The organism is Nocardiopsis ansamitocini (assembly GCF_030268225.1).
In the GTDB taxonomy this organism is placed as follows: domain Bacteria; phylum Actinomycetota; class Actinomycetes; order Streptosporangiales; family Streptosporangiaceae; genus Nocardiopsis_D; species Nocardiopsis_D ansamitocini.
Map to the genome: position 1 here is coordinate 975,579 of NZ_BSQG01000001.1, position 24,318 is coordinate 999,896.

Genomic DNA, 24,318 nt, shown 5'->3' on the forward strand with positions numbered 1-24,318 from the left:
GGGGTGCTGCTTCGGGCATTCAGACAGGGGAGGACGCCGGTCTGCGCATCAGGTCGTCGAACCCCGCCGCGTAGTCGGCGAAGGGAACGGACAGGTGGACGGCGTGGTCGCGCGCGGCGTTGGCGGCGACAACCTGGGCGGGATCGGCCACGATCTCGGCCCGGACGAACGCATCATCATCGGCGTAGTCCATGCGCACCAGGAGTGCGGAGTCGAAGAGCCAGTAGTCGAAGCGAGGCAGACCCTGCGGCCAGGTTCCTTCGGGCACGGCGACGACACGTACGTCCTCCCCGGCTGCCGCCGTGTGCCGGTAACACCACGCGCATTCGAACCGCACGTAGTCCGACAGCGGTTCGGTGACGACGTGCACCCGGTGGAAACGTTTGCCGACGGCGGTGGCCGCCTCGACCCGCTCCGCCCATTCGGCGATTCCGGGAAACGCGCCGCGCGCCTGGCCGGAGCGGAACCGGGCGAACTCCTCCATCTCGTAGGAGACCCCGTACCCCTGCCGGGCTTCGAGGCGATAGGCAGTGTGCGAGAAATCGTCGAACAGTCCCTGGAAACCAGGATCGTCCAGCGACTCGAATACGGTGGCCAATGCCGCTCTCTCCTTGTTTACCCTTGTTGACGGGCCCGGTAGCGCTCGACGGCCCCGATCAGCACCTCGGGAGCGATCCGCACAGCGGTCTCACCGGGCAGCGGGTTCTCCAGCGCGGCGAGGTCGTCCGAGCCGAGCTGGACCCCCTGGACGACCAGCTCACCGGTGTCGGCGAGGTAGACGCTTGGGCACCCCGAGGCGCCCGACCCGCCGTCCTTGAAGAGCATCGTGAGTTCCATCCGGTCCTCTTTTCAGTTGTGTGGCGATCCCGGGCCTATGCCATTCCCGAAACCTGGACGAGGCTAACGGAAACCGCGTAAGAAAAGGACGCTGAGCGACTTCCGAACCGAGTCCGCGCTCATGAATATCCAGGATTGCGCACGACAGACGCACCCAGCTCCGCCGTCATGTCTTCTTCGGAGTCAAGACATCGATCTGGAAACGCACTGGACTCTCATCCTCATGACCCAAAACGCCATTCGGGTACGGATATCGCGCGACCGAAACTCAATGACGCGATGGGGAGCACGACCGTGAGCAAGGCTCTCCGCTCCGGTTATCATCACCCCGCTGCACCTGCCTCTTGCGCTCCACCCATTGGTCGGACGTCGATCCCTTCTTCGATAACGCCCCGCCCATCCTTTCCGGCTTCACCATCCCGCGCGGATTAAGGACAAAGCTGCTCGAAATCTGCGTCACGCCTCGATCGACGCGGAAAACGCCAAAGAATCCGATGCGCACTGGCCCCTACACTGCGCACGCGGGAAACTGAAGGCACCCGCATCCCGGCGACCTCGTGGAGGGCGACGGGGCGCAGCCGCCCCTCCAGCCCTCTCGGTACCGGCTCCCGAACGGCTGCCCCGAAGAGCCGAGGCAGGGCCGTCCCGGAAGAACTCCTAGGGTCGACCACAGCATTTCTTGTACTTGCGGCCGGACGCGCACCAGCGCGTCAGCCGTCTCCCGCCGCTCGCCCCGTGCGGAGCCACCGGTTCCCCGGCACCGGGTTCCGACAAACGCTCCCCCGCCCCCTTGCAATAGAGCCACCGAACGCCGAAAGCGCCTTCGCCATGCCCTTCTCCGGCTCCGCCGACGCCCGACACGAACCCCTCCGGCACGGGTTCAGCCGACACGACATCGACGACCTCGCCGCGCTGGCCGCGTCGACCGCCCAATGGCCCGGCCACCTGGACTGGTCCACCCGGGCCGAGACGGCGTGGTCCGCCATCGCCGAACACCTCTACGCACGCGACGAGGCCCCCTCGCGGCGGGACCTCGTCGTCGCCGGGTGGGCCGCCATCGGCGACCACGCGCGCCGGGACAACTCGTTCCGGGGCCGCGCCTGGGGCTACGGGCGCGGGGCGACACCCAACTTCGCACGGTTCTGGACCGTGTCCGCCGGCCCTTCACCCGGACCGGAGAACCTGGTCGTGGAGCGAACCGCCCTCGGCCAGATCTGGGCCGCGCTGCCCCAACAGCACCGCCGCGTCCTGCTCGCCCTCGCCCAACACCACCACTAAGCCGAGGCCGCCGCTGCCCTGGGCGTGACGCAGGGCAGCTACTACTCACTGGTCTCGCGGGCCCGCAAGGCGTTCCTCGCGCTGTGGCACGAGGGCGAGACGCCGTCTCGCCCCTGGGGCAACGACGTGCGCGGGAAAGGGCCGAGGGCCAAGAACGTCACCGTGATCGCGGTGCGCCAACGCCTGCGCGACCGCCGCCCCGCCGACAAACCCAACGGCAGCCGCGCCGGACGCGACATCGGCGTGCCCGACAGCGTGCTCGCCGACCGCTACCGGGCGGGCGAGTCCCTGTCCGCCATCGGCGCGAGCGTGGGCCTCGGCCCCAACGCGGTGGCCGCCCGCGTCCGAAAGCAGCGGTGAGGGCGCGGCGAAAGGGCAGGCGAAGGCCATGGGCCAAGTGGAAGATTGTGGGCAGGGGCATTCACAGGATGCAGGCCGCTGCCCCTCCGTTCACCCTGACCAGAACCCCGACACCGCCACCAGCACATGCGGCGACGCATCAGCGAAGCGAACCCGGCACGTGCCACCGAGGGGAACACCGACCGCGACGCGGTGCGGCGCTGCGATACCTGCGACTCCTGAGGCGGCCCGGCCTTACCGCACGATGCTCTGTCCCGCTCGCGTCGGCCGCTGCGAGCCGGTACAGCACCGGTGATCTCGCGGCGTGAACGGGTCCTGGACGCGCCCCCGATCCGGGAACAACCCCCGAAAGCGTTCGGCGTATGAATCGGCATATAAAGGGGTGTCTTCAGCGGTACATCCGGGCCATCGACGTCGCCGACGTCGCGGGAAACACAGCGCACCCCTGCTCCGAACCGACCCAGCGTCTTACTCAGCCCAGTCCCGACCGCCCTCGCGGCCCCTGCCGCACGAGGAAAGGATCTCCCGTGGCAATCCTCGTCGCCTTCGCCAGAACGGACGAGACCCCCGGCACCGTCTCCTACGCGTGCGGCTACGGCGGGAACCCTGCGGAGCACCGCTTCATCGTCGACACACGGACCGTGGAACTGCGGCGGACGGAGCCCGATGAGGAGGTTCCGCATGCGGTTCGCTGTGCCTGGACCACGGTGGTGCGCGTGTTCCGCGCGACCGGAACCTGGCCCGCGAGCGGCTCCTACTGCGCCTGACCGCTCCCCTCGGTGGACACGGACCTTCTACGCGGACCTGAGCGGTCTCCGAACCGCTCGGCGGCTTCCCTCTTGGCCGCGCCCCCGTTTCCGCTGGACGGCCGGAAGCGGTCACATCGTCTCTTTCACCGAGAGCCCGCAAAGCTTCTTGGCGAGCCGGTAGTCCGGTCGTCCCTCAAGCGGGGACGGGGGTTCCGCCGACTCGCGCGAACGCTATCCGAATGTCTCCCTGCGAACGGTTCCGCCGCAGGTCGGACAGGCAGGACCGGAGTCTGCGGCCCGACAGGCGATCGTCATAGCGCACCGATGAAAGTCCACCGGGTTCACCGTAAAGGAGAAAAGGGGTGACCGAATACGTCGGTGGCGGCCTTTTTCAGATGGAATGTTCGGGAAAGCCCGCCACCCGTTGTCAGATTGACGTGAATCATCCCCTAACGGTCGGATTCCGGTCGTTCGCCCCCAACAGAAAGCGACCCCTCGCGATGTCCTCTGTCGAACTCGACCACCCTGAATCGACGAACTCACCTGCTCCCCCGCCCGAGAACGACGCCGAGCTCACCGCCTTCCTGGAGGACCAGGAGTCGGAGTGGCTGGCGGAGCAGCTGATGCGGATCGCGGAGGAGGACCCCGTGGTCCGGGCGAGGCTGGCCGCGGCTGCGGGGTTCGACTCCGTGGTGGATGACACGCGCGACCTGTTGACCGGCGCGGTCCTCGCCCACCTTCCCGGTCTCTCGGAGGAGGGCGGCCCAAGCGGCGCCCCCGCTCGGCTCGACCGCACCCTGGAGACCCTGGACGACCTCGTCGACAACGGATACGCCGCCGAGGTACACGAACTCGCACGGGAGGCCCTGGAGCTCTACGCGAAGACCCACGGCGAGGACGAGAGCGAGCAATCGGAGCGTCTGCGCGGGTTCGCCGCCGTGACGGAGGCCGGGGTGTAGGTGCCCCTGATCCTCCTTCCTGGCCCCGCTGCTCCCGGGCCGCGCGGCACTGCTGCTCGGCGTGCTCACGGCACCGGCGCGGGGGCGCCTCGTCGGCCACCGGCCTGGTGGCCGACGAGGCGTCCCGGACGGCCGTGCTCGGTGCAGCGGTCGGAGGCCCCGCAGAGGACAGACCGGCCCCCGCGAACTGTCGGCCCCGCAGTCAGACGAGGAGACGGGGAGGAGGGGCGGGCCGTCTGCGCGCGAACGACGGACGCCCCGGCGGGAAAGGTCCGGCAGAAGGCTGTGGCAGCGGAGCGGACCGAGGATCGGCTACTCGGAACGGCCGGTGAATCCGCAAACGCTTCGGCATCCTTCGGACCTCGAAAAACAGCACCCGGGTTGCTTTGCGCGGCTTTGCCAGATACCCACCCGGGAGTTATCGTCTTGCTCCGATGGCGCATTCTTCTCGGTGTGCGCGGTGATCCGAAAAACGCATAGAACGGGGTTCACCAAACCGATGGACGCGGACGTGACCCAGATCCTGTCCAGGCCGGGCGAATTCGTCGACCCCTGGGAATCCGACGTCCCCCTGTGGGAGTCGGGCGCACGCAACCGGCTGTCGGCGACGGTGGACCGACTGGCCGGCCCGATCGCCGACCTGGAGGAACGCGACGCCAACGAGGGCGACACCCGTTTCCTGGTCACCGATTTCCTCAGCGACGGCCTCGGCTACAGCAAGTACGAGGACCTCACGACCGAGTACCGCACCAAGGGCGAATCGGTCGACTACGGGTTGAAGATCGGTGACTCGGTCTTCGCCCTCGTCGAGGTGAAGCGGGCCGCCCAGAACCTCGACGCGCGCAACCTGCGCCAGGTGCGCCTCAGCGCGGAGAACGAGGGCGTGCAGTGGCTGGTGCTCACCAACGGCCGGGTCTGGCAGGTGCACCACTTGGCCGAAGGGGCCGCGGGCACCGAACTGGTCCTGGAGGTGGACCTGCTCGGCGACGCCGAGAAGGCCGAGAAGCTGGACGGCCTGTTCCACCTGAGCAAGGCCGCGGTCGAGCACGGTCGGCTGGAGAACCTGCGCAAGTGGCGCGAGGCGCTGACCGGGGCTCCACTGGCCGCCGCGGTGTGCAGCGAGGCGGTGGTCGAGGCCGTGCGCGCGGAGGTCCGTCGGCGCACGGGCCACACCGGGCACGCCGGCGACGTCGAGGACGTCCTGCGGGGCCTGCGCGAAGAGGTGGTGGCCAAGGGGCTGCTGGACTGACCGCGCAGCGGCGCGGGCCTCGTCGGCGGGGTGCGCGCCGCCTCCCGACCGGACCGGAAACGCCCGGCCTCGCGTTCAGTCATCCCCTCTCGGGACCTTTTCCGGCCGAGAGGGGTCGTTCGGCCACGCGTAAGAACCTCGTCGGGGTGTGGACTGGGGTTCGGGCTCCCGCAGCGGAACCCCTACAGCTAAAGCGACCGGAAAGGCCGACGGATGACCGTCACCGAACACCCCATCGCCGAGCACGCGCCCGGTGCGGACCGGGGCGTGCTTCCCCGTGTGATCCAGGGCGGGATGGGGGTGGGGGTGTCCGGCCACCGGTTGGCCGCCGCCGTGGCGCGGACCGGTCAGCTCGGTGTCGTCTCCGGTGTGGCGCTGGACCTGCTCCTGGCCCGCAGGCTCCAGCGCGGGGACGCCGACGGCTCGCTGCGTCGGGCCCTGTCGCGTTTTCCCGACCAGGGGATGGTCCGGCGCGCCCTGGACCGTTACCTCGTTCCCGGCGGCATCACGGCCGGGACGCCTTTTCGCCCGGTGCCCCGCCTGGGGTTGCGGGACAACCGACAGCGGACGGAGCTGACCGTCCTGGGCAACTTCGTGGAGGTGTTCCTGGCCAAGGAGGGCCACACCGGTCCGGTGGGGATCAACTACCTGGAGAAGATCCAGTTGGCCACACCGGCCGCGACCTACGGCGCGATGCTGGCGGGGGTGGACTACGTGCTGATGGGCGCGGGCATCCCCGCGGAGATCCCGGCGCTGCTGGACGCGCTGGCCGAGCACCGGCCCGGCGAGGTGTCGGTGACCGTGGAGGGCTCGGCGGCGGGGCAGCGCCATACGGCGTCCCTTGATCCGGCCGAGTTGCTGTCCGGAGCGCACGCGCCGTTGTACCGGCCCCGCTTCCTGGCGATCGTCTCCGCCTCGGTCCTGGCGCAGTACCTGCACCGCTCCCCCGCGACACGTCCGGACGGCTTCGTCGTCGAAGGCCCGTTGGCGGGCGGGCACAGTGCCCCGCCGCGGGGCAGGATGCGCCTGGACGACTGCGGCGAGCCGGTCTACGGCGTCCGTGACGCGGTGGACTCGGCCACGATCGCGGCGCTGGGCCTGCCGTTCTGGCTCGCGGGCGGCTGCGCGACCCCGGAGGCCCTGGCCCGCGCCGAGGCGGAGGGCGCGACCGGGATCCAGGCGGGCACGGTGTTCGCGCTGTGCGCGGAGTCGGGTCTGGAGCCGGCCGTCAAACGGCGCCTGTTGGCCCAGGCGACCGATGGTTCCCTGCGGGTGCGCAACGACCCCCTGGCGTCGCCGACGGGCTTCCCGTTCAAGGTCGCCGACGGACCGGGGAGCCCCGCGTTGCGGAGCCTGGAGGAGCGTCCGCGACTGTGCGACCTCGGCTACCTGCGCACGCCCTACCTGAAGGGGAACGGCGCGGTCGGCTACCGCTGCCCGGCCGAGCCGGTGGACGACTACGTCCGCAAGGGCGGCGCGGTCGAGGACACCGAGGGCAGGCACTGCCTGTGCAACGGGCTGCTGTCGGCGATCGGCCTGGGCCAGACCCGCGCCGACGGCTACGCCGAGCCTCCGCTGGTCACGCTCGGCCAGACCCTGGACTTCCTCGCGCGGCTGCGGGAGCGCCACCCCGACGGCTACACGGCGGGGCAGGTGGTGGAGCACCTGCTGGGCGAGCGATGGTGACCCTGCGGGTGGGGACGGCGCGTCCCCAGCGGGTGCGCGGTGGGTGCCCCGAGGTCTCGGGGCACCCACCGGCGGGGCGCCGAATCCCCGTTCCCGCCCTCGGTGCGCGTCCCGGGTCAGCACGCGGTGGTGAAACAGTGCACGGTGCGTGATGCGCATGTGCGCGGTGACGGGCTGCGCCGTATCCGGTCGATCCGGTGATGGGTCGGCCCGTCGACCCTCAGGAGGGTGCCGCTGTTGCCCCTGCGGCACGGTAGGGGTTGTGCTCGCCCCCGGGAGGGTGCGTACCTACCTGCTCGGCACCTCGGTTCGATCCTAGTCGACGAGTTGGGTCGCCCAGTTGGCTTCCTGCACCCTGTTGTCCAGCTCGCGCAGCTCCCGGGCGTGCTCGTCGGCGTCTGCGCGCAGTTGGCGGACGTCGATCGCGGAGATCGTGCGAATTTCGCTGCGACCGTAGCGGGCGGACCGTGCGGTGCCCGCATCGGCCAGTTCGACACGCAGCCGGTGCCGCAGCCGCAGGGCGTCGCGCCGGGCCAGGGCGTCGGTCAGGGTGGAACCGTCGGAGAACCGGGTGGCCAGATTGGTGGCGTTGATCCGGCGCACCAGTGTCTCGAACTCCTGTGCCAAGGCCGTGTGCTCGGCGAGGAGTTCGTTGGGGTCCTCCGCGGGTTCGGTCCCCTCCTGGTAGTGGGCGTTGGCGAGCGCACGCTTGGAGACCTCCGCCATGTGGGTGGCCAGGTGGGCCCGGCGGGAAAGAGCCTCGGCAAGGCGCATGTGCTGTCTCCTTCGCGAACGGGGAAAGGACGATCCTATTACCCCGGACCGGTGGCCGCAGCGGGGGCCGTCGGGCCGCCCGCCGGGAGGACCTGCTGTTCTCGACGGGCTCCGCCGTCCCTGTCCTGCGTCTGGGTGCGGGCACTCCACCGGCGCGGCGTCCACCACTCGAACAGCAAAGCCCTCGATTGGCCACATAGAACCAGATAAAGGACGAATTCTGATCGCTTTGAGCGACGCGAAGAACACCCACTGTTTACTTCGGGAATTCTCTTTCCCTTTTTCGCCATTCCTGTTCCAAAAAGCTTTCCCAGCGGTTAGCGTTTCTTCCGAAAGACGCCATATCCGACCGGAGGACGCATGAGCGAACAGACGTTGAGCACATCAGGCGCCACAGGCGATTCCCCCGAGAACGGTAATGGCGTCATCGTCAAAATGAATGAAAACCCCGGGACGAAAAAATCGTCCACGCCTCGTGCGACCCCCAAGTGGGAAACCGCGGCTCGCGACAGGGTCAAGGCCGCGATCAGGCGCTACTCCAAGCCCCTGGCCGACCTTGTGGCACGCGACGCCAACGAGGGCGACACCCGACTCCTGGTCACCGATTTCCTGTGCGACGGCCTCGGATATGACAAATACGAGGACCTTACGACCGAATACCAGGTCAAAGGCGAATTCGCGGACTACGGCATCCGCATCGACAAGCAACTGGTCGCTTTCATCGAGGTGAAACGCTGCAGCCAGAAGCTCAACGTCCGGCACTTGCGCCAAGTACAGATGTACGCGGTGAACGAGGGCGTGGAATGGATGGTGCTGACCAACGGCCAGGTCTGGCAGGTCTACCACATGACCGGTGGGCTGCCGGTGACGGTCGACCTGGTCTTCGACGTGGACCTGCTTGCGGAGGGCAGTGCCGCCTCGAAGGTGGATTCGCTGTTCTATCTCAGCAAGGACGCGTTCAAGCGCAGACTGATCGACGACCTGTGGAAGGCCCGCGCGGCGACCTCCGGGCGATCGCTGGCACAGGTGCTCCAGAGCGACGCGGTCGTCGACGCCATCCGCAAAGAGGTCCGCCGCCAGACCGGGCACAACGCCGAGGGCAAGGAGATCTGCCGCATCCTGCGCGAAGAGGTCATCGGCACCGACCTGTTGACCTGACGTCTTCCTCCGGCCGGCCCCGGTGTCCAGGGGCCGGCCGGCTCCTGTCCCGGACTACCGCGCCAGGTAGCCGCCGTCGATCGGGTAGTAGGCGCCGGTGACGAAACTGGCGGAGTCGCTGGCCAGCCAGCCGACCAGTTCCGCCACCTCGGCGGAGGTGCCGAGCCGGCCGATCGGGTGTTGGGAGATCAGCGCGTGCATCGCGTCCTGGCCGAGGTTGGCGTCCAGCAGTGGGGTCCGGATGAAACCCGGCCCGACGGCGTTGACCCGGATGCCCTGCCCCGAGTACTCCAGCGCCGCGTTCTGGGTGAGCCCCACGACCCCGTGTTTGGCGGCGGCGTAGGCACTGGACATCGGAAAGCCCACCGCTCCCAGCACCGACGCCATGTTGATGATCGAACCGCCCGCACCGCTGTCGAGCATCACCCGCACGGCGGCCCGGGTGCAGTAGAAGACCCCGTCCAGATTGACACCGAGCACCCTGCGCCAACTGTCGGTGCTGTAGTCGCCCACGGGGAGGGCCTCTCCCCCGATTCCGGCGTTGTTGACGATGACGTGCAGCCCGCCGAACCGCTGGACCGCCTCGGCGACCATGGCGTCCACCGAATCGGGGTCGGCGGTGTCCACCCGGGTGGTGTGCGTCTGCCCGGGAAGGCCGGCGGCCGCGCTCGCGGCGGCGTCCGCGTCGATGTCGGCGAGGACGACCCTGGCACCGGAGGCCGCGAGCACCCGGGCGCACTCCAGGCCGATCCCCGACCCTGCACCGGTGACGATCGCGACCTTGTCGTCGAGTTCGTAGTTCACCATGACGTAGTCCCCCTTGCGCGGCTGTTTCCGCCAGGTAAGCACGGAAGTCTCCGACCAGGGGGAACACGGCTCCGCGTGTCGGTGCGGCCGGCTCGGTGCGAGCACAGCAGGGCTAGCTCCGCTGTCGGCGGTTCCACTCCTCGACCGCCGCGCGGGTGCGCTGCGCGCCGCTGCGGATGCTCACGACGGTGTCGATGTCGTCGGCGGTGCGGTTGCGTTCCTTGAGTTTCTCGTACTCGCGCAGGTGCCGCTGGAGTTTCCGGGGCGGGTCGACGACGGCGGGGGCAGCGGCAGCCAGCTCTTCGCCGAGGCTGGTGATGAGGTTCTCGTTCTCGCTCCTGATCGCGGTGACGCGCTGGGCCTCCTCGGCCCGCATCTGCTCCATGAGCGCTTCGTCCTGGCGCTCGTGGATACGTCGGCGGCGCGCCTGACGCAGGCGCAGCGCGCTCAGGAGCAGTAGCGGGGCCCCCAGGGCCAGTGAGGCGACGACCGCCGCGACGACCCAGCCGGCACCGCTCGTTTGCGGGTCGTCCGCCGGCTGCTGTCCCGTCGGGGTGTGCGCAGGCTCGGCCCCCAGTTGTTCCAGCAGCCCCGACAGGGAGGCCGCCGTTCCGTCGGGGCTGCGGCCGAAGAAGGCCGCGGTGTCCAAGTCATAGGCGCCGCTGGGCCCCGCGCCGCCGACCAGGCTGCCGTGGACGGACTCGTCACGGATCTCTCCCAGACCGTCCACCCCGTAGACCACTACCGGCTGGTCGAGGTCGCGGGCGACGGCCGCGGCGACGGCCGGTTCTCCGGCGTTGACCGCTCCGGCCTCGAAGCCTGCGGCCCCTCTGGGGAGGACGGCGACACGCACGGGTTCGTCGAGCTCGGCGAGTGCCGTGTCGATCCGGTCGCGGGCGGCCTCGTCCACGTCGTGGACGGCGAGCGGATGCAGGTAGAGGTGGGAGTCCGCGAGCCCCCGGGCCGCACTGTCCAGTACGTCGCCGCCGGCGAGCGCGGCGAATTCGGTGAGCAACGGCTCGACGTCGTCGGCGTCGAGCACGGAACCGCCCGACAGCGCGGAGCCCAGTTCTGCGGGGTCGGGACCGGTGCTCCCGCTGGCGGGGACCGGCCGGAAGCCGTTGTGCTCCCAGACGAGGAGGAGCGCGGTCCCGCTCGGCTCCAGGGGGTCCAGCAGCGCCTCGGCGAACGCGTCGTTGTCCCTGACCGTGGCGGGCAGGACGGCCACGCGTGCGCTGTTGATGCCGTTGTAGCGCTGGGCGATGCGTTCGGCGTCGATACCGGGCAGCGCGGCGACAGCAGGATGGATGTAGACGGTCTCGGTGTCGGCGGCCTCGCGTACCGCAGGCAGGAGGTCGTCGTCGAGCACGTCGGGCAGTGCGATGAGCTGCGCACCGGTACCACCGGGGTAGAAGGTGAAGTGGTGGTCGAGGTCGTCCGGATCCGTCCCGCCGCCGACCACCTGCCATGCCGTCCGGATCGTGGTGGCCCCGGTCGGGGACCGCTCCTCGGTGGTCACCACGTACACCCCGGGATCACCGATCTTCTCGGCGAGGTCGGCGACGAGGACGGATGCGTCGCCTCGGCCCAGGAGCGCGGCCCGGACGGGGGTCCGGGCATCGGCGAGCCTGGCCGCGGCGAGCTCGCGGATGCCGGGATCGAGTTCGGTGGCGTCCGCCGTGTAGAGACCGGGATCGTCGAGCGCGGCGACGGCCTGGTCGAGGACGGCGTCGGCAGAGGCGGCCTGGACCGGAGCGCCCAGGAACGTCCCCCCTGCCACGAGCAGCAGCGCCAGAAGCCGTGCGCCGGCTCGCTGTCGGTCACCTCGCTGATACGCCACTCGACTTCTCCTCTGCCGCCCGCTCTCTCGCGCGGATCACGGGGAACATCCCTCGCAGAGTGGATCATAGGATGCCGAAACAGCAGGGCGCCGACCGGAGGGTGAATCCCGGGCGGTGGAGGATTCCGGCAGCCGACGCGTATCGGGGCGCATCGCGCGGTGAACCTCCCGCACCGCGCGGCCGGAGCGGCGCGGTGCGGGGCGAAGAAGACGACCGCCGGGCAAGGGTGGCTTTCCGACGGCCGCCGGTCAGGGAAGGCTGAGCCTAGTCGAGCGCGGCGTCCAGGGTGATCGTGGTACCGGAGAGAGCCTGACTGACCGGGCAACCGGTCTTGGCGTTCTCTGCCGCTTTGGCGAAGTCGTCAGCGGACAGCCCCGGGACCTGTGCGCGCACGGTCAGGTGGATGCCCTTGATGCCCTCACCGGGCTGGAAGGTCACCTCGGCCTGGGTGGTGACACGGGTGGGCGGGGTGCCGCCCTGGGACAGGGCGTGGCTGAGGGCCATGGAGAAGCAGGACGAGTGGGCCGCCCCGATGAGTTCCTCGGGGCTCGTGAGGCCCCCGTGGGACTCCGCGCGGGCCTTCCAGTTGATGGGCTGGTCGGGCAGCCCCGAGGAGTCGAAGGAGACCGTGCCCTTCCCCTCGGTGAGGCTGCCTTCCCACTGGGTGTGCGCGGTGGAGACGATCGGCATGAGGACTCCTGAGAGTTTCGTTGCTTGTGCATTGTCGGCAGGTCGCCCGCTCGGCGTGCTCTCGAAGCGGGCACGGCAACGATCATGCCCGTTTCGCGGCCACTCATCCACCAACGGGGTGGGTCGCGTGTCCGTGGTGACCGTGAACCCCGTTGTTCGACGGGGTCCGCACACCTGCTGGAGGAGGTGGGCGAACCGCTCACGTGGTGAGTGGCACGATAGCGGGACGGATGGCCGTCCGGCCGCCGTTTCCACGAGACGAGGACGACCTATGAGCCAATCCAGCCCCGCTGTCCCGGCTGAGATCGCGTCCGCGAGCGGTGTCCTGGACTCCGTCGCCGCCCGGTTGGGTGCGGGGGCGTCGGTGTCGGCGGTGTACGGCGACCCCGTGGAGTGCGAGGGTGTCACGGTGATCCCCGTGGCCCGAACCGGTTACCGGTTCGACGGTGCCGCGAACCGGGGGCGGGCCCGCGGAAGGGCGTGGGCGGCGCCCGCCGGCTACATCCGGGTCAAGGATGGCGAGGCGCACTTCACCCCTATTCGCCCTCCGGTGAAATCCCTGGTCGTACCGCTGGTGCTGCCGCTCGCGCTGATCGGGTGCTGTACCGCGGCGGGCATCGTGCGCATGGTCACCCGGCGCTGAGGCGTGGGCGGCCGGGCGTGTCCGTAGTGGACCGGCCCGGTCGCCCGCACCTGCGGACGTGAATACGCAGGGTCCTCAGCGAAGGTAGGCGCCGTGCTCCCTGGCGAACTCGTCGCCGTTGAAGCGGTCCCAGTTGATCGACCACGACATCAGGCCGCGCAGCTCGGGATAGGTCTCCTGGGGCTGGTAGCCGCCGCAGCCGGCCCCCTGCGTCAAGCAGTCCAGGGCTGTGTGCACCTGCGCAACCGGGGTGTGGCCGTTGCCCGCGTTGATGCTGGCGGGCAGGCCGATGGCCACCTGGTCCGGGCGCAGCGGCGGGAAGAACCGTTCGGGGTCGCCCGCGACGGCGAACCCTGCCAGCACCATGTCCGCCATGGCCACGTGGAAGTCTGCCGTGGCCATGGAGTGGTAGGCGCCGTCCAGGCCCATGACGGGACCGGAGTTGTAGTGCTGGACGTGCAGCATGGCGAGGTCGTCGCGCATGGCGTGGATGACGGGGAGATACGCTCCCGCCCGGGGGTCGGCGCCGCCCCATTGGCCGCTGCCGTAGAACTGGTGGCCGACCTGGACGAAGAAGGTCTCGGGAGCCATGGTCAACACGAAGTCGTCGCCGTAGCGCTCGACGAGACCGTCGAGTGCGGCGATCAGGTTGGTGATGACCGGGGTGGTCGGTGCTCGGAAGTCGGTGTCCCCGGTGTCGAGGAAGAGGGAGTGGCCCTCGAAGTCGACGTCGAGGCCGTCGAGGCCGTACTCGTCGATGATGGCGGAGGCCGAGGAGACAAAGGCGTCACGGGCAGCGGGCGTCTCCAACGAGACCTGGCCGTTCTGGCCGCCGACGGACAGCAGGACCTTCTTGCCCGCGTCCTGTTTGGCGCGGATCTGGGCGATGAACTCGGCTTTGTCCGGCACACCGGGGCACTCACTGGCGGGGCACAGCTCGAACTCCAGTTGGCCGGAGGTCGCGGAGGTGGGCTCGGCGAAGGCCAGGTTGATGACGTCCCACTCGTCGGGGACGTCTGCCATGTCGACCCAACCGGACCCGTTGGCGAAACTGGCGTGCAGGTAGCCCACGAGGGCCTTGGGCGGGATAGCGGCGGCATTCGCCGCGTCGGCCGAGGCCGGGGACGCGGACAGGGAGAGCCCCAGGGTGGCCGTGGCGAGCAGGGCGGCACCGCGGAGGAGGGGACTGCGCATTTTCTCGGTCTCCTTCGGTGGGCGAAGCGGGGGGCCGGTGGACGCACCACGCGAGTTGGCCCTGCTCGGCCGCACGCCCCAGCCAAAAAGGAAACATTCCTTACATATTGACCGAAAGTAGCTTCGCCATGGCGCATTGTCAACGGCCGAGGCCGCCGCCCCTGCGGCCATAAGGATTCGGCGGGGTCGTGAAACACCTTCCCGCCCCCTGGGCGAAGAGGTCAGTGCCGCCCCGGCACCTCCCGGACCGCCTCGGGGAAGCGCCCCTCGTTGATCGCGACCTTCTCGCGCAGGGCGGCGTCGAGATCGACGTCGAGGACGTCGGCCAGGCGCAGCAGATAGCTGAGCACGTCGGCCATCTCGTGGCGCACCGCGGTCGCCTTGGCCGGGTCCTCCATCACTCTCGCCGACTCCTCGGAAGTGAGCCACTGGAACTCCGCGGCCAGCTCACCCGCCTCACCGGTCAGTGCCATCGCAAGGTTCTTGGGCGTATGGAAGGGCTCCCAGTCGCGCCGGGCGGCGAAATCGGCCAGAAGGTCCTGCAGGCTCGGGATACTCACCCGCTACACCTACCACCACCGCCACCGGCGTCGTCGCACAGCCGTCCCGGAAACCGACGCGGCTCCCCTGCACACCGCCTTCGGTATCCCTTTGCGTATACCGAGGTTGACTCCGTCTCTGCACACGAGGCCGCCGAACAGGGCAGGAAAAGGGGGCGGAGACCCCCATCCGCACCAGAATGTCCTGCGCATGACGAGCACACTTATTTCATCGGAAAGAGCTTGGTGTATACATTTATGCATACGAAAATTGACCGATCTTGACCGCTTCTCCCACCCCCGCGGTCGCGAAAAGGACAGCGTGCACCCGCCACCCGCCTCACCGACGTCTCGCAACTGGTTCCCTTGGCTGCTGGTAGCAGTCGTCCTCCTCCAGACCGCGCACAACCTCGCGCGACCGTTGATGTCCTACCTGGCGATCTCGCTGGGCGCCGGCGAGGTCGCGATCGGACTGCTCACCGTCGCCTACTCACTGGTGGCGGTCCTGGCAGCGGTGCCCCTGGGACGCTTCACCGACCGCTATCCCAGCTCGTCCCTGGTCCTGGGCGCGGGGATCGCGCTGCTGGCCGCCGCCGCCGCGATCCTGGCCGTGGCACCCTCGCTGTGGGTGCTGGCGTTGGGCGGCAGCCTCCTGGGGCTCGGCCACCTCGTCTTCATCATCGCCGGCCAGGGGTTGATCGCCCGGCAATCGCCCGAGCACCTGCTGGACCGCGACTTCGGTTGGTTCACCGCGGCCGTCGCAGTGGGCCAGATGATCGGCCCCGGGGTCGCCGGACTGCTGTTGGGAGACGCCTCCGGCACCGGGCTCACCGACCCCAGTCGGGCGGCACTGTGGATCGCCGTGGCCACGGCCCTGCTGGCCGCGCCCTGCCTGTTGGGCATCGCCGCGCGGCTCGCGCCGAACCGCACTGCGGGTGCGGGCACCGTGGGCACCGTGGGCACCCAGCCCAAGGTGAGTCTGCCCTCCATCCTGCGCCGTCCGGGGATCCCGTCCGGGCTCCTGGTGAGCATGGCGCTGCTGGCCTCGGTGGACATCCTGGTCGCCTACCTCCCGCTGATCGCCGAACAGCGCGGGATCGCCCCGGTCGTCGCGGGGGCGCTGCTGAGCCTGCGCGCGGTGGCCGCGATCGCGTCGCGCCTGCTCCTTCCCCTGCTGTTGCGCCGTTGGACCAGGCGCACCCTCATCATGCTCAGCGCGGGCGGGGCGGCGCTCGCACTGGCCTGCGTGCCGCTGCCCCAGGCCAACCCGGTGACCATGGGTGCGGCGCTGCTGGTCGGTGGCTTCCTGTTGGGGCTCGGGCAACCCTTGACGATGACCAGCGTGGTACGAGCGGTCCCCGCCTCAGCCCGCAGTACCGCGCTGGCGATCCGGTTGACCAGTAACCGGTTCGGACTGGTGGCGATGCCGGCGGGGGCGGCGCTGATCGCCGGGACCGGCGGTGCCGCCGGGGCCGTGTGGTTCACCTGCGCGGTCCTGGCGCTGGCCGGCGGCGCGGCCGTGCGCACCCCACCGGACCGGGGGTCAACCGCCGACAGCGCGTGAACCGGTGGCGGAGTCCGCACCGAGCAGCACGGAACCCGCCACCTCCTCGACCAGTGCGGCCAGGATCGCGTCCAAGCTGATCCGGATGTGCTCGGCCACCGCGCGGGCCGCACCGTTCTCGTCGTGTTCCCTGATGGCCGCGCAGATGGCCATGTGCTCGGCAGCGGCGTCGAAGGCACGGTCGGGGGTGCGCCGGACGAGACGGCGCAGCCGCACCTGGTGTCCACCGAGTTCGTGTAGCGCGGTACGCAGATAGGAGTTGCGGGTGGCCTCCGCGACGGCGTCGTCGAACTCCTGGCTGAGCGCGTAGTAGGCGGTGAGGTCGCCGACCTCTTCCCTCGGCGTCTCGGCGACCACGCGCAGGCGCTCGTGGAGGTCGGTGAAGACCTCGGGCGAGCCGTTGCGCGCGGCGAGCCGGGTGGCGTAGATCTCCAGCGCCTCACGCATCTGGAACAGCTCCGCAACACCTTCGACCGAGACCTCGGTGACCACCAGTCCGCGCCCCGGCAGCGGGCGCACCAGCCCCTCCCGGACCAGCCTGGCCAACGCCTCCCGGATCGGTGTGCGGGAGGCGCCGACCCTTGAGGCGATCTCGACCTCGGTCAGCAGCGATCCGGGGGCGAGCCGCCAGGAGACGATCTCCTCCTTGAGCGTCTCGTACACCCGCGTGCCCTGGCGCAAGTCGGCTCTCCCCGCCGTCTGGCCCCCCTCAACCGTTAGCACGCTGATGGGAGCGGTCGTATCCGCTCATGCTATTGGCGGGAGCGCACCGAATGTATACATACGGTCTCTTCCAGAACCCCCGCGCGGGTTGGGGCGTCGCACCAAGCCGATCCGCCCGTTGGTCAACCAGTACCAGCTCCACGCCGTGCTCCCCGACGGCAGCGAGGGCCAACTGCCGGCGTTCGCCCAGCAGCAGCGGATGGTCTCAAAGAGCAGGTCACCCTCTACACCGACGGCAGCAAGCGGTGCCCGGTGCTGGGCTTCAAGGCGCACGGTGTCATCGACCTGGGTGCCGTTTACGACGTGACCGACCACGCCGGCGCCACGGTCGGCCTGTTTCGCAAGGACTTCAAGCAGTCACTGCTGCGGTCGACCCGGCATGTCGAGCAGCCGGACCTCGGCCGGGTCACCGGCCAGGAGCGCAATGCCGCGATCGGGGTACTGCGCCGCTTCATCGAGGCGTTGTCCTTCGTTCCGTACCGCTTCGCCTTCACCCTGGACGGGCAGACCGTGTTCTTTGTCGACAAGCGGTGGGGGTTGCGCGATCGGTACACCATCGATATCCACCGCCCAGGCGTGGGCCGTCGCCTGGCCATCGCCATGGCGGTGGCACTGGACGCGCTCCAGGGCCGTTAGCGGACCGGCCGTGCCGAGCAGCGCAGAGGGCGCCCCGGACGGTTCTGTCCACGACGCCACCCGCTCTCCATCCCCACCGTCCGGTCCGCTGACGCACCGGTGGGAGCATGGTGCGGTGCCCGGCACCGGCCGGGCGGCAGTCGAGAGGCAAGACCGTGGACGTTCAGGAGTTGGCCGACCGGGTTCGGGCCGCTAGTTACGGGCCGGCCAGCGCGGAGGCGGTGGAGCGACAGCTCACCGCGATCGCGGCCCGGCTCACCGAGTACGCCGAGGACTTCGGGTACTCCCCGGATCTGCTCGGGGAGGAACAGGCCGAGGCCCTGGAGGAGGTCTACCTCTCTGAACGCGACGTCCCCGAAGTGGACGCCGAACTCATCCGGGAGCTCCACGAATCGCACGAGGCGGGCGCGATCCCGCACAACGACGACATGGCGGTCCTGGCCGTCGACCCGGCCTACTGGGACGGTTACGCGGTCTTGAGCGCCGCGGACGCCCAGTACAAGGGGCTCCACGCCGTCTACCAGGCGACCGGACTGGCCGAGCGTCTGGCCGGGGCCGAGCTGACCGAGGAGTTGGCCGAAGAGATCGCCTGGGAGGTCACCAGCGAGGTCTCCCCGCGCTGACGGGCCCGCAGCGATCGGGACGCGGGTGACGGAGCGGCGAAAGTCGTACGGGCTCTTCCCCCTGCACGACAGCGATGGCACCATGAGTTACCAGACGATTCCTTTACGTGCTCGACCGCCATCCTCCCACCCCCGCCTTCCCAGCACCACGCCGTGGCCAACGCCCGCGCGCCGGCTGCCCCTTTCCTGCTGCTCGGCGGGGCCTTCCCCAAGGAGCTCCCCTTGCCCGCGCGCCCCGCTGCACGCCTCCTCGTCGGCGGCCTGACCGTTGCCGCGCTGCTCGCACCTGGTGCGACCGCTCATGCCGACGGCTCCGCCGACGACGCCGCCTCCGCGACAACGACAGTGGGCCTTCACAACGCCTACGAGAAAGCCAAGTTCGACTACCTCGCCGACGCACTGGACTCCGGCTCGGGACTGGTGGAGATCGACGTATGGACCGATGACCTGATCGGCGCGTGGCGGGTCAACCACGACCTGGTGGGCCAGCAGAACAATTGTGTCGGCGCCACCGATCCGGCCGGACTCCGCTCGGGGAACGCCAACGGTAATCTGCGGGCCTGCCTGACCGACATGCGCACCTGGCACGAAGCGACCCCCGATCACCAGGCCGTCGTGGTCAAGGTCGAGATGAAGGACGGGTTCTACGGCCGGGGCGGACTGGGTCCCGCCGAATTCGACGACCTGGTGGCCGCGACGCTCGGCGACGCCGTCTATCGACCGGCGGACCTGCTGGGCGACCACCCCGATCTGGATTCCGCGGCCCGATCGGGCGACTGGGACTCCCTGGCCGGCCGGTTCCTGATCGAACTGGTCCCGGGAACCTTCGAGCAGAGAAACCCTTTCGACACCCTGTGGACCGACGAGGAGTACGGGCGGCATCTGCGCGATCTTTCCGAAAACGGCACGCTCGGCTCCGCAACGGCCTTTCCCGCTGTCCTGGGTGCAGCGTCGGGCGACCCGCGCACCCGCTACCCCGAGGACCTCAGGCCGTGGTTCGTGGTCTTCGACGGCAGCGCGACCAGCTATCTGAACGGAATCGACACCGGCTGGTACGTCGAGAACAACTACTTGCTGGTCATGACGGGCGCACACAGTGTGTCACCGGAGATCAGCGCGACCGGTCCGAGCGAGCAGGAGGCAGCGGACCGCGTGGCACTGCTGGCAGCGGCCGGGGCGACCACCGTGACCAGCGACTGGTCCGATCTCCCCACGGTGCTGGGTTCGGTGCTCCCCCGCGGCTAGGACCGCCGGGAGCAGCAGAACTATCCGTAACGCTACCAATTCGTTACCCTCTGTTTCGAGTGAGGCTCTTTCGTCAATCCGACCCCATCGTTTATTACTCAGGAGTTAAGTCTTTTACTTCTCAGCGAAAGGCCGACCGCACATGCGTCTCCCCGCTCGACGCCTGGCGCAGGCCGTGATCAGCATGATCGCGGCCTGTCTGCTGACCCTCGCCGGAATGGGCGTCGCCCACGCCGCGCTCCCCCCGCAGCAACTGCGCGACGTCACCGACCAGTACCTCTTCCAGGCCTCGCTGTCCTCGTTCAGCCAGACCCGGGCGCAGCGGCCCTACGCAGACCAGTTGGACTGGAGTTCCGACGCCTGCTCGTGGTCGCCGGACGCCCCGCTGGGCTACGACTTCACCAGTAGCTGCCACCGCCACGACTTCGGTTACCGCAACTACAAGCTGCAGTCGCGTTTCAGCGAGGCCAACCGCCTGCGCATCGACGACAAGTTCCGCGCGGACCTGTACTCGGTCTGCGGCTCCAACTCCGTGTGCCGGGGTGTGGCCAACATCTACTACCAGGCGGTCCGCCAGTTCGGCGCATCCAGTGCCACCACGGCCGAGGCACTGCAGAAGGCCGAGGTTCAGCACCAGGTGCAGGAGTACGTGGCGCTGCGCACCGCGGAATAGAAGACACCGTTCGGGGGCGGGGCACGGTTTGTGTGCCCCGCCCCCGCTGTCGTTATCTCCGTTGTGCGCGGCGGGGCGAGAGGAAGCGCTCGGTGAAGAACCTGATGTCGGTGTTGATCATGGCCACCTCCAGGTTGATCTCCACCCGGCGGCCGATGAACAGTTTGGCCCCGGGCAGGGGGCCCATCACATCCAGGCCGAAATCGAACCGGTCGAGAGTGGCCGTCGCGGAGAAGCAGGCAAGTTCGGCATCGCCGAAAGGATAGGGACACTGTCCGAGGAACCTGCCCCGCAGCGGGACCGGGAGAGTGACGTCCCTGACCGTGAGATCGCCGTGAAACGTCCAGAGCCCGTCGTCGACCGTGGGCTCGACCCGGTGACCGTGCCAGCTCAGGACCGGGAAGCGCCCCACGTCCAGGAACTCGGGCGACTTGAGGTGGTCGTCGCGACGGGTGATTCCGGTGTCGATGGCCGTGGCGTCGATGGTGACGCTGGCCGAACTCTCCTCTGGCTTGTCTGCGACCCACACCACGCCCGACAGGTTGTTGAACCGCCCCCGGACCCGGGCGAGGCCCTGCATCCCCGCGGCGAAACCGACGCTGGAGTGCACCGGATCGATGTACCAGGTGTCGGCCTGGGGCACCGACCGTTCGCCGATCGGCTGGAGCAGGTGCAGGCGACCCCCGTCTCTCTCCTCGATGTCCATTTCGCGGCCTTTCCAGGTCGGTTCCGGACGCGTCCGATCAGACACGCGCGACGCAGGAGAACACCGTAACCACCCGGTTACCGACACCGCACCTTGTCTCCCAAACCCGGGCATAAAGTCGCACGCCACTGCCGACTTGGACAGCTAAATTTGATCCGACGAACCGAATCACACGTGGCCGTCTACTGAGACTGACATTGCGGACACCAATAAAGGGTCCGGCCGGCTAGTTCTTCCGCCTTGATCGGCGTACTACAGATCCGGCACGGTTCGCCCGTTCGGTAGCAGACGTAGAAGGCATCGGAGCGGGGTACCGGCCGGGCCGTGGGTTGGGCACGGTGCTCCGGGCGCGTGGTGATGATGCGACCGTCCCGGACGCCGTCCTCCAACAGGGCGGTCAGATCCGCCCACAGCACCTCCCACTCGGTGAGGTCCACGGCGCGTCCGGGACGATGCGGCTCGATTCCGGAGCGAAACAGCGACTCGGCCCGGTAGATGTTGCCGATCCCGGCGATGACGTCCTGACGCATCAGGAGGGCGGCGATCGTGGTCCGCGACTTGGCGACCACCGACCATGCCCGCTCGGGATCGGCGTCGTCGCGCAAGGGATCGGGCCCCAGGCGATCCTGGACGGCCTCCTTGCCCGAAACGTCGATCACTTCACAGGCGGCAGGCCCGCGCAGATCCGCCCATCCGCTGCGTCCGACGAAGCGGACGCGCACCGCCCCGGTCGGCGACGGGGCGACGACGAACCCGTCCGCCCCGCGCTCCAGGCGCTTGGGTTCGCTGTTCCCCTGCCGGGGCGCACCGAGACTGTGCTCGCCCTCGGAGTCACCGAACGTCCAGGCACCGTAGAGGCCCAAATGGACGCGCAGCCACGCCCCGGAGTCGAAACCGAGGAAGAGGTGCTTGCCGTGCGCTTCCGCAACCGCGAGCACCCGGTTGTCGATCAGACGGGCCCCGTCCGCGAACCGTCCTTGCGGGCTGCTCACCCGCAACCGTTGGCCGCCGTAGGTCTTCGCAAAATGGGTCGCCAGCCGATGCAGTGTGTGGCCTTCGGGCACCGCGTTCCTCTCCCCCCGTGCCGCCGGGTGTCGCCGGTGACGTCTGGCACTCTACCGAGGCGTCCGACCAGCGAAGAACACCCCTGAAGCCGACACGAAACCGGCCTTCCGTGACCTCGGGAAGCATAAAAATAGTGAAGTTTTTTCCGCTACGCACGTCTTTTTCCTTGACAAACCCACAGAACCAGACATATTCAAATAGAAACAAACACGAAACGAACCCGAACTCACACGAAGGTGGGTACGCGCCATGCACGCGGCCGAGCGTCACCAGCGAATTCTGACGCGCGCCCGCGAGGAAGGACGGGTCGAGGTCAAAGACCTGGCGTCGCGGCTGTCGGTCACTCCCGAGACCATCCGGCGCGACCTGACCTCCCTTGACCGGCGCGGCCTGCTGCACCGGCTGCACGGCGGCGCAGTACCGACCGGTCAATTACCCGCAAATCCGGGAGTCGGCGGACGCGAGGAGACGCGCTCCGCAGAAAAGGGGCGCATCGCCAGGGCTGCCCTGGCCCAGGTCCCCGACAACGGCACGGTCATCCTCGACTCGGGGACGACCACCGGGCGTATCGCCGACCTGCTCCCCGCCGACCGCGAGTTGACCGTGGTCACCCACTCCGTCCCAATCGCAGCCAAACTGGCCCGCAACCCTGCCATCACACTCCACCTTCTCGGCGGCCGGGTGCACGGGCGCACAATGGCTGCCGTAGGACCGTGGGCCTTCGGTGCGCTCGACGGCCTGTTCGTCGACACGGCGTTCATCGGGGCGGACGCGATCTGTGCAACCCGAGGGCTGAGCACCGCGGAAGCGGACGAGGCCCAGATCAAACGGGCACTGATCACGGCCGCGCGACGCACCGTTCTGCTGGCCGATCGGACCAAGTTCGGTCGGACGGAATCCGCATATTTTTCCCCCATCGAAGACATCGACCTCGTCATCTGCGACTCGGGCCTGGACACCGGGGTGGCGGAGGAGATCGAGGCGGCCGGACCACGAATCGAGTTCGCATGATCTTGACCGTCACCCCCAACCCCAGCGTCGACCGAACCCTGGAGATCTCCGCCCTGGAGCGCGGCGAGGTGCTGCGGGCACGTGTCGCCCGGGCCGACCCGGGCGGGAAAGGGGTCAACGTCTCACGTGCGCTGTGCGGAGCCGGCGTGGAGACCACCGCGATCCTCCCCGTCGGCGGCACCGAGGGAGCCCAGCTCACCGCACTGCTGACCGAACGTCAGGTGCCGGCCGTCGCCGTCCCCATCTCCGGATCGACCCGCAGCAACATCACCGTTACCGAGGCAGACGGCACCACGACGAAGCTCAACGTCACCGGTCCCACGCTCAGCGAGGAAGAGACTGCTGCGCTGCTGGCCGCGGTGGACGCCGAACTCGCCCGCGGCCCGCGCTGGCTGGTGGCCGCAGGCAGTCTTCCCTCCGGTGCGCACTCCGACTTCTACGTGCGTCTGGCCGAACGGGCAGCAGCACACGGTGTGCCCATCGCCCTGGACACCTCCGAGGCCCCGCTGGAAAGCGCTGCCAAGCACGGGACGCTGTCCCTGCTCAAGCCCAACCACGAGGAACTGTCCGACCTCCTCGGCCGCCCCCTGCCCACGCTCGGTGACGTCGTCACCGGCGCACGCGAGGTCCTGAACTGGGGCAACGAAGCAGCACTCGTGACCCTGGGCGGACACGGCGCGCTGCTGGTGCTCAAGGACCAGTGCTGGCTGGCCAAGGGGCCCTCGGTCGTGCCCCGCAGCACCGTGGGCGCGGGCGACTGCTCCCTTGCCGGCTACCTCTCAGCCGTCGACGCAGCCCCTGAGGACCGGCTGCGCAACGCGGTTGCCTGGGGCACGGCAGCGGTTGCCCTGCCCGGTACGACCGTGCCCACCGCATCCGAGGTGGACCCCGGTGCCGTGCAGGTCAGCACCGACCCCGATCCCGATCTGGTGGTGCGGGAACTCTGACCGCACCCGCCCCGACGACCAACGGCCCGGCACCCGCCGATGCCTGATCCCCCCACTCACACCAAGGAGAACAATGCCGCAGCGAACCGCCACGATCGGAGCGTCCGTCGGTCTGCACGCCCGCCCCGCCACCCTCTTCGTGCAGGCGGCCACGGCCACCGGACTGCCCGTCACCATCGCCAAGGAGGGCGGCGACCCTGTTGACGCCCGCAGCCTGCTGTCCGTCATGGCCCTGGGCGTCGGCAGCGGTGCCAAGGTCGTGCTGAGCGCCGAGGGAGACGACGCCGACGCCAAGCTCGACGAGCTCGCCCAGCTCCTGGAGACCGACCTGGACGCGGTCTAACCCCCGGGCCGGTCCCGT

Annotated in this window: 28 protein-coding genes; 16 read left to right on the plus strand and 12 right to left on the minus strand. The window is 69.2% G+C overall.

From position 1 onward, the window contains the following. Nucleotides 1-19 precede the first annotated feature (19 nt). From QSJ59_RS04390 to QSJ59_RS24355, 3 genes are all read right to left on the minus strand, one after another. Entirely contained in the window at nt 20-598 is a 579-nt protein-coding gene (locus QSJ59_RS04390; RefSeq protein WP_285757380.1) for a DUF6879 family protein, read from the minus strand. A gap of 17 nt (nt 599-615) precedes the next feature. Beyond that, nucleotides 616-837, minus strand: a complete 222-nt coding sequence (locus tag QSJ59_RS04395; RefSeq protein ID WP_285757381.1) for a hypothetical protein — start codon at nt 835-837, stop codon at nt 616-618. A 657-nt stretch (nt 838-1,494) separates the two neighbouring features. Further along, nucleotides 1,495-1,782, minus strand: coding sequence for an SEC-C metal-binding domain-containing protein (locus tag QSJ59_RS24355; protein ID WP_432707415.1), 288 nt, complete (start codon nt 1,780-1,782; stop codon nt 1,495-1,497). Here QSJ59_RS24355 and QSJ59_RS04400 point away from each other — a divergent pair. The 6 genes from QSJ59_RS04400 to QSJ59_RS04425 all read left to right on the plus strand — a co-directional run bounded on the left by QSJ59_RS04400 (nt 1,666) and on the right by QSJ59_RS04425 (nt 7,118). Beyond that, the gene (locus QSJ59_RS04400; protein ID WP_285757382.1) at nt 1,666-2,115 is read left to right on the plus strand and encodes a hypothetical protein; all 450 of its coding nucleotides are present in this window, start codon (nt 1,666-1,668) and stop codon (nt 2,113-2,115) included. The genes QSJ59_RS24355 and QSJ59_RS04400 overlap by 117 nt on opposite strands. A gap of 24 nt (nt 2,116-2,139) precedes the next feature. Continuing rightward, nucleotides 2,140-2,475, plus strand: coding sequence for a hypothetical protein (locus tag QSJ59_RS04405; protein WP_285757383.1), 336 nt, complete (start codon nt 2,140-2,142; stop codon nt 2,473-2,475). A gap of 527 nt (nt 2,476-3,002) precedes the next feature. Then, on the plus strand, nt 3,003-3,242 hold the full coding sequence (locus QSJ59_RS04410; protein ID WP_285757384.1) for a hypothetical protein: 240 nt from the start codon (nt 3,003-3,005) through the stop codon (nt 3,240-3,242). A gap of 482 nt (nt 3,243-3,724) precedes the next feature. Continuing rightward, entirely contained in the window at nt 3,725-4,183 is a 459-nt protein-coding gene (locus QSJ59_RS04415) for a hypothetical protein (RefSeq protein WP_285757385.1), read from the plus strand. 499 nt (nt 4,184-4,682) lie between these two features. After that, nucleotides 4,683-5,432: a hypothetical protein gene (locus QSJ59_RS04420; protein WP_285757386.1), complete on the plus strand. Its 750-nt coding sequence runs from the start codon at nt 4,683-4,685 to the stop codon at nt 5,430-5,432. 213 nt (nt 5,433-5,645) lie between these two features. Further along, nucleotides 5,646-7,118, plus strand: coding sequence for a nitronate monooxygenase (locus QSJ59_RS04425; RefSeq protein ID WP_285757387.1), 1,473 nt, complete (start codon nt 5,646-5,648; stop codon nt 7,116-7,118). 315 nt (nt 7,119-7,433) lie between these two features. Here the strand turns inward: QSJ59_RS04425 and QSJ59_RS04430 are convergent, their stop codons facing one another. Then, nucleotides 7,434-7,892, minus strand: a complete 459-nt coding sequence (locus QSJ59_RS04430; RefSeq protein ID WP_285757388.1) for a DIP1984 family protein — start codon at nt 7,890-7,892, stop codon at nt 7,434-7,436. Nucleotides 7,893-8,252: 360 nt separating this feature from the next. Between QSJ59_RS04430 and QSJ59_RS04435 the strand changes: the two genes are divergently transcribed. Further along, nucleotides 8,253-9,050 carry a type I restriction enzyme HsdR N-terminal domain-containing protein gene (locus QSJ59_RS04435; RefSeq protein ID WP_285757389.1) on the plus strand — a complete coding sequence of 266 codons (798 nt, stop codon included), beginning with the start codon at nt 8,253-8,255 and terminating at the stop codon, nt 9,048-9,050. Nucleotides 9,051-9,104: 54 nt separating this feature from the next. Here the strand turns inward: QSJ59_RS04435 and QSJ59_RS04440 are convergent, their stop codons facing one another. The 3 genes from QSJ59_RS04440 to QSJ59_RS04450 form a co-directional block, all read right to left on the minus strand. Continuing rightward, nucleotides 9,105-9,899, minus strand: coding sequence for an SDR family NAD(P)-dependent oxidoreductase (locus tag QSJ59_RS04440; RefSeq protein ID WP_285757390.1), 795 nt, complete (start codon nt 9,897-9,899; stop codon nt 9,105-9,107). 70 nt (nt 9,900-9,969) lie between these two features. Beyond that, the gene (locus QSJ59_RS04445) at nt 9,970-11,697 is read right to left on the minus strand and encodes a hypothetical protein (protein ID WP_285757391.1); all 1,728 of its coding nucleotides are present in this window, start codon (nt 11,695-11,697) and stop codon (nt 9,970-9,972) included. A gap of 265 nt (nt 11,698-11,962) precedes the next feature. Continuing rightward, nucleotides 11,963-12,388 carry an OsmC family protein gene (locus QSJ59_RS04450; protein WP_285757392.1) on the minus strand — a complete coding sequence of 142 codons (426 nt, stop codon included), beginning with the start codon at nt 12,386-12,388 and terminating at the stop codon, nt 11,963-11,965. A gap of 271 nt (nt 12,389-12,659) precedes the next feature. Between QSJ59_RS04450 and QSJ59_RS04455 the strand changes: the two genes are divergently transcribed. Then, complete coding sequence (locus QSJ59_RS04455; RefSeq protein WP_285757393.1) at nt 12,660-13,031, plus strand: hypothetical protein; 372 nt, start codon at nt 12,660-12,662, stop codon at nt 13,029-13,031. Between the two features lie 75 nt (nt 13,032-13,106). Here the strand turns inward: QSJ59_RS04455 and QSJ59_RS04460 are convergent, their stop codons facing one another. Further along, nucleotides 13,107-14,225: a chitinase gene (locus tag QSJ59_RS04460; RefSeq protein ID WP_285757394.1), complete on the minus strand. Its 1,119-nt coding sequence runs from the start codon at nt 14,223-14,225 to the stop codon at nt 13,107-13,109. 221 nt (nt 14,226-14,446) lie between these two features. After that, nucleotides 14,447-14,785 carry a nucleotide pyrophosphohydrolase gene (locus QSJ59_RS04465; RefSeq protein WP_285757395.1) on the minus strand — a complete coding sequence of 113 codons (339 nt, stop codon included), beginning with the start codon at nt 14,783-14,785 and terminating at the stop codon, nt 14,447-14,449. A gap of 301 nt (nt 14,786-15,086) precedes the next feature. Here QSJ59_RS04465 and QSJ59_RS04470 point away from each other — a divergent pair, with 301 nt between their 5' ends. Beyond that, on the plus strand, nt 15,087-16,328 hold the full coding sequence (locus tag QSJ59_RS04470; protein ID WP_285757396.1) for an MFS transporter: 1,242 nt from the start codon (nt 15,087-15,089) through the stop codon (nt 16,326-16,328). Here the strand turns inward: QSJ59_RS04470 and QSJ59_RS04475 are convergent. Then, nucleotides 16,308-17,009 (minus strand): GntR family transcriptional regulator, encoded by a 702-nt coding sequence (locus tag QSJ59_RS04475; RefSeq protein ID WP_285757397.1) that lies wholly within the window; start codon nt 17,007-17,009, stop codon nt 16,308-16,310. The two genes, QSJ59_RS04470 and QSJ59_RS04475, sit on opposite strands and share 21 nt — an antisense overlap. Before the next feature lie 294 nt (nt 17,010-17,303). On the opposite strand from QSJ59_RS04475, the gene QSJ59_RS04480 reads away from it, so the two are divergent. From QSJ59_RS04480 to QSJ59_RS04495, 4 genes are all read left to right on the plus strand, one after another. Beyond that, complete coding sequence (locus QSJ59_RS04480; protein WP_285757398.1) at nt 17,304-17,687, plus strand: LURP-one-related/scramblase family protein; 384 nt, start codon at nt 17,304-17,306, stop codon at nt 17,685-17,687. 155 nt (nt 17,688-17,842) lie between these two features. Continuing rightward, nucleotides 17,843-18,310, plus strand: a complete 468-nt coding sequence (locus QSJ59_RS04485; protein WP_285757399.1) for a hypothetical protein — start codon at nt 17,843-17,845, stop codon at nt 18,308-18,310. A gap of 153 nt (nt 18,311-18,463) precedes the next feature. Next, the gene (locus QSJ59_RS04490; protein ID WP_285757400.1) at nt 18,464-19,555 is read left to right on the plus strand and encodes a PI-PLC domain-containing protein; all 1,092 of its coding nucleotides are present in this window, start codon (nt 18,464-18,466) and stop codon (nt 19,553-19,555) included. Between the two features lie 142 nt (nt 19,556-19,697). Then, nucleotides 19,698-20,228: a phospholipase gene (locus tag QSJ59_RS04495; RefSeq protein WP_285757401.1), complete on the plus strand. Its 531-nt coding sequence runs from the start codon at nt 19,698-19,700 to the stop codon at nt 20,226-20,228. A 52-nt stretch (nt 20,229-20,280) separates the two neighbouring features. Here the strand turns inward: QSJ59_RS04495 and QSJ59_RS04500 are convergent, their stop codons facing one another. Continuing rightward, nucleotides 20,281-20,934 carry a YceI family protein gene (locus QSJ59_RS04500; RefSeq protein WP_285757402.1) on the minus strand — a complete coding sequence of 218 codons (654 nt, stop codon included), beginning with the start codon at nt 20,932-20,934 and terminating at the stop codon, nt 20,281-20,283. A gap of 182 nt (nt 20,935-21,116) precedes the next feature. Then, complete coding sequence (locus QSJ59_RS04505; RefSeq protein ID WP_285757403.1) at nt 21,117-21,998, minus strand: Fpg/Nei family DNA glycosylase; 882 nt, start codon at nt 21,996-21,998, stop codon at nt 21,117-21,119. A gap of 250 nt (nt 21,999-22,248) precedes the next feature. On the opposite strand from QSJ59_RS04505, the gene QSJ59_RS04510 reads away from it, so the two are divergent. The 3 genes from QSJ59_RS04510 to QSJ59_RS04520 all read left to right on the plus strand — a co-directional run bounded on the left by QSJ59_RS04510 (nt 22,249) and on the right by QSJ59_RS04520 (nt 24,300). Then, nucleotides 22,249-23,010: a DeoR/GlpR family DNA-binding transcription regulator gene (locus QSJ59_RS04510; protein ID WP_285757404.1), complete on the plus strand. Its 762-nt coding sequence runs from the start codon at nt 22,249-22,251 to the stop codon at nt 23,008-23,010. Then, nucleotides 23,007-23,957: a 1-phosphofructokinase gene (gene pfkB, locus QSJ59_RS04515; protein WP_285757405.1), complete on the plus strand. Its 951-nt coding sequence runs from the start codon at nt 23,007-23,009 to the stop codon at nt 23,955-23,957. The genes QSJ59_RS04510 and pfkB overlap by 4 nt, the downstream gene beginning before the upstream one ends. A gap of 73 nt (nt 23,958-24,030) precedes the next feature. Then, nucleotides 24,031-24,300, plus strand: a complete 270-nt coding sequence (locus QSJ59_RS04520) for an HPr family phosphocarrier protein (RefSeq protein ID WP_285757406.1) — start codon at nt 24,031-24,033, stop codon at nt 24,298-24,300. The last annotated feature ends 18 nt before the right edge of the window (nt 24,301-24,318 follow it).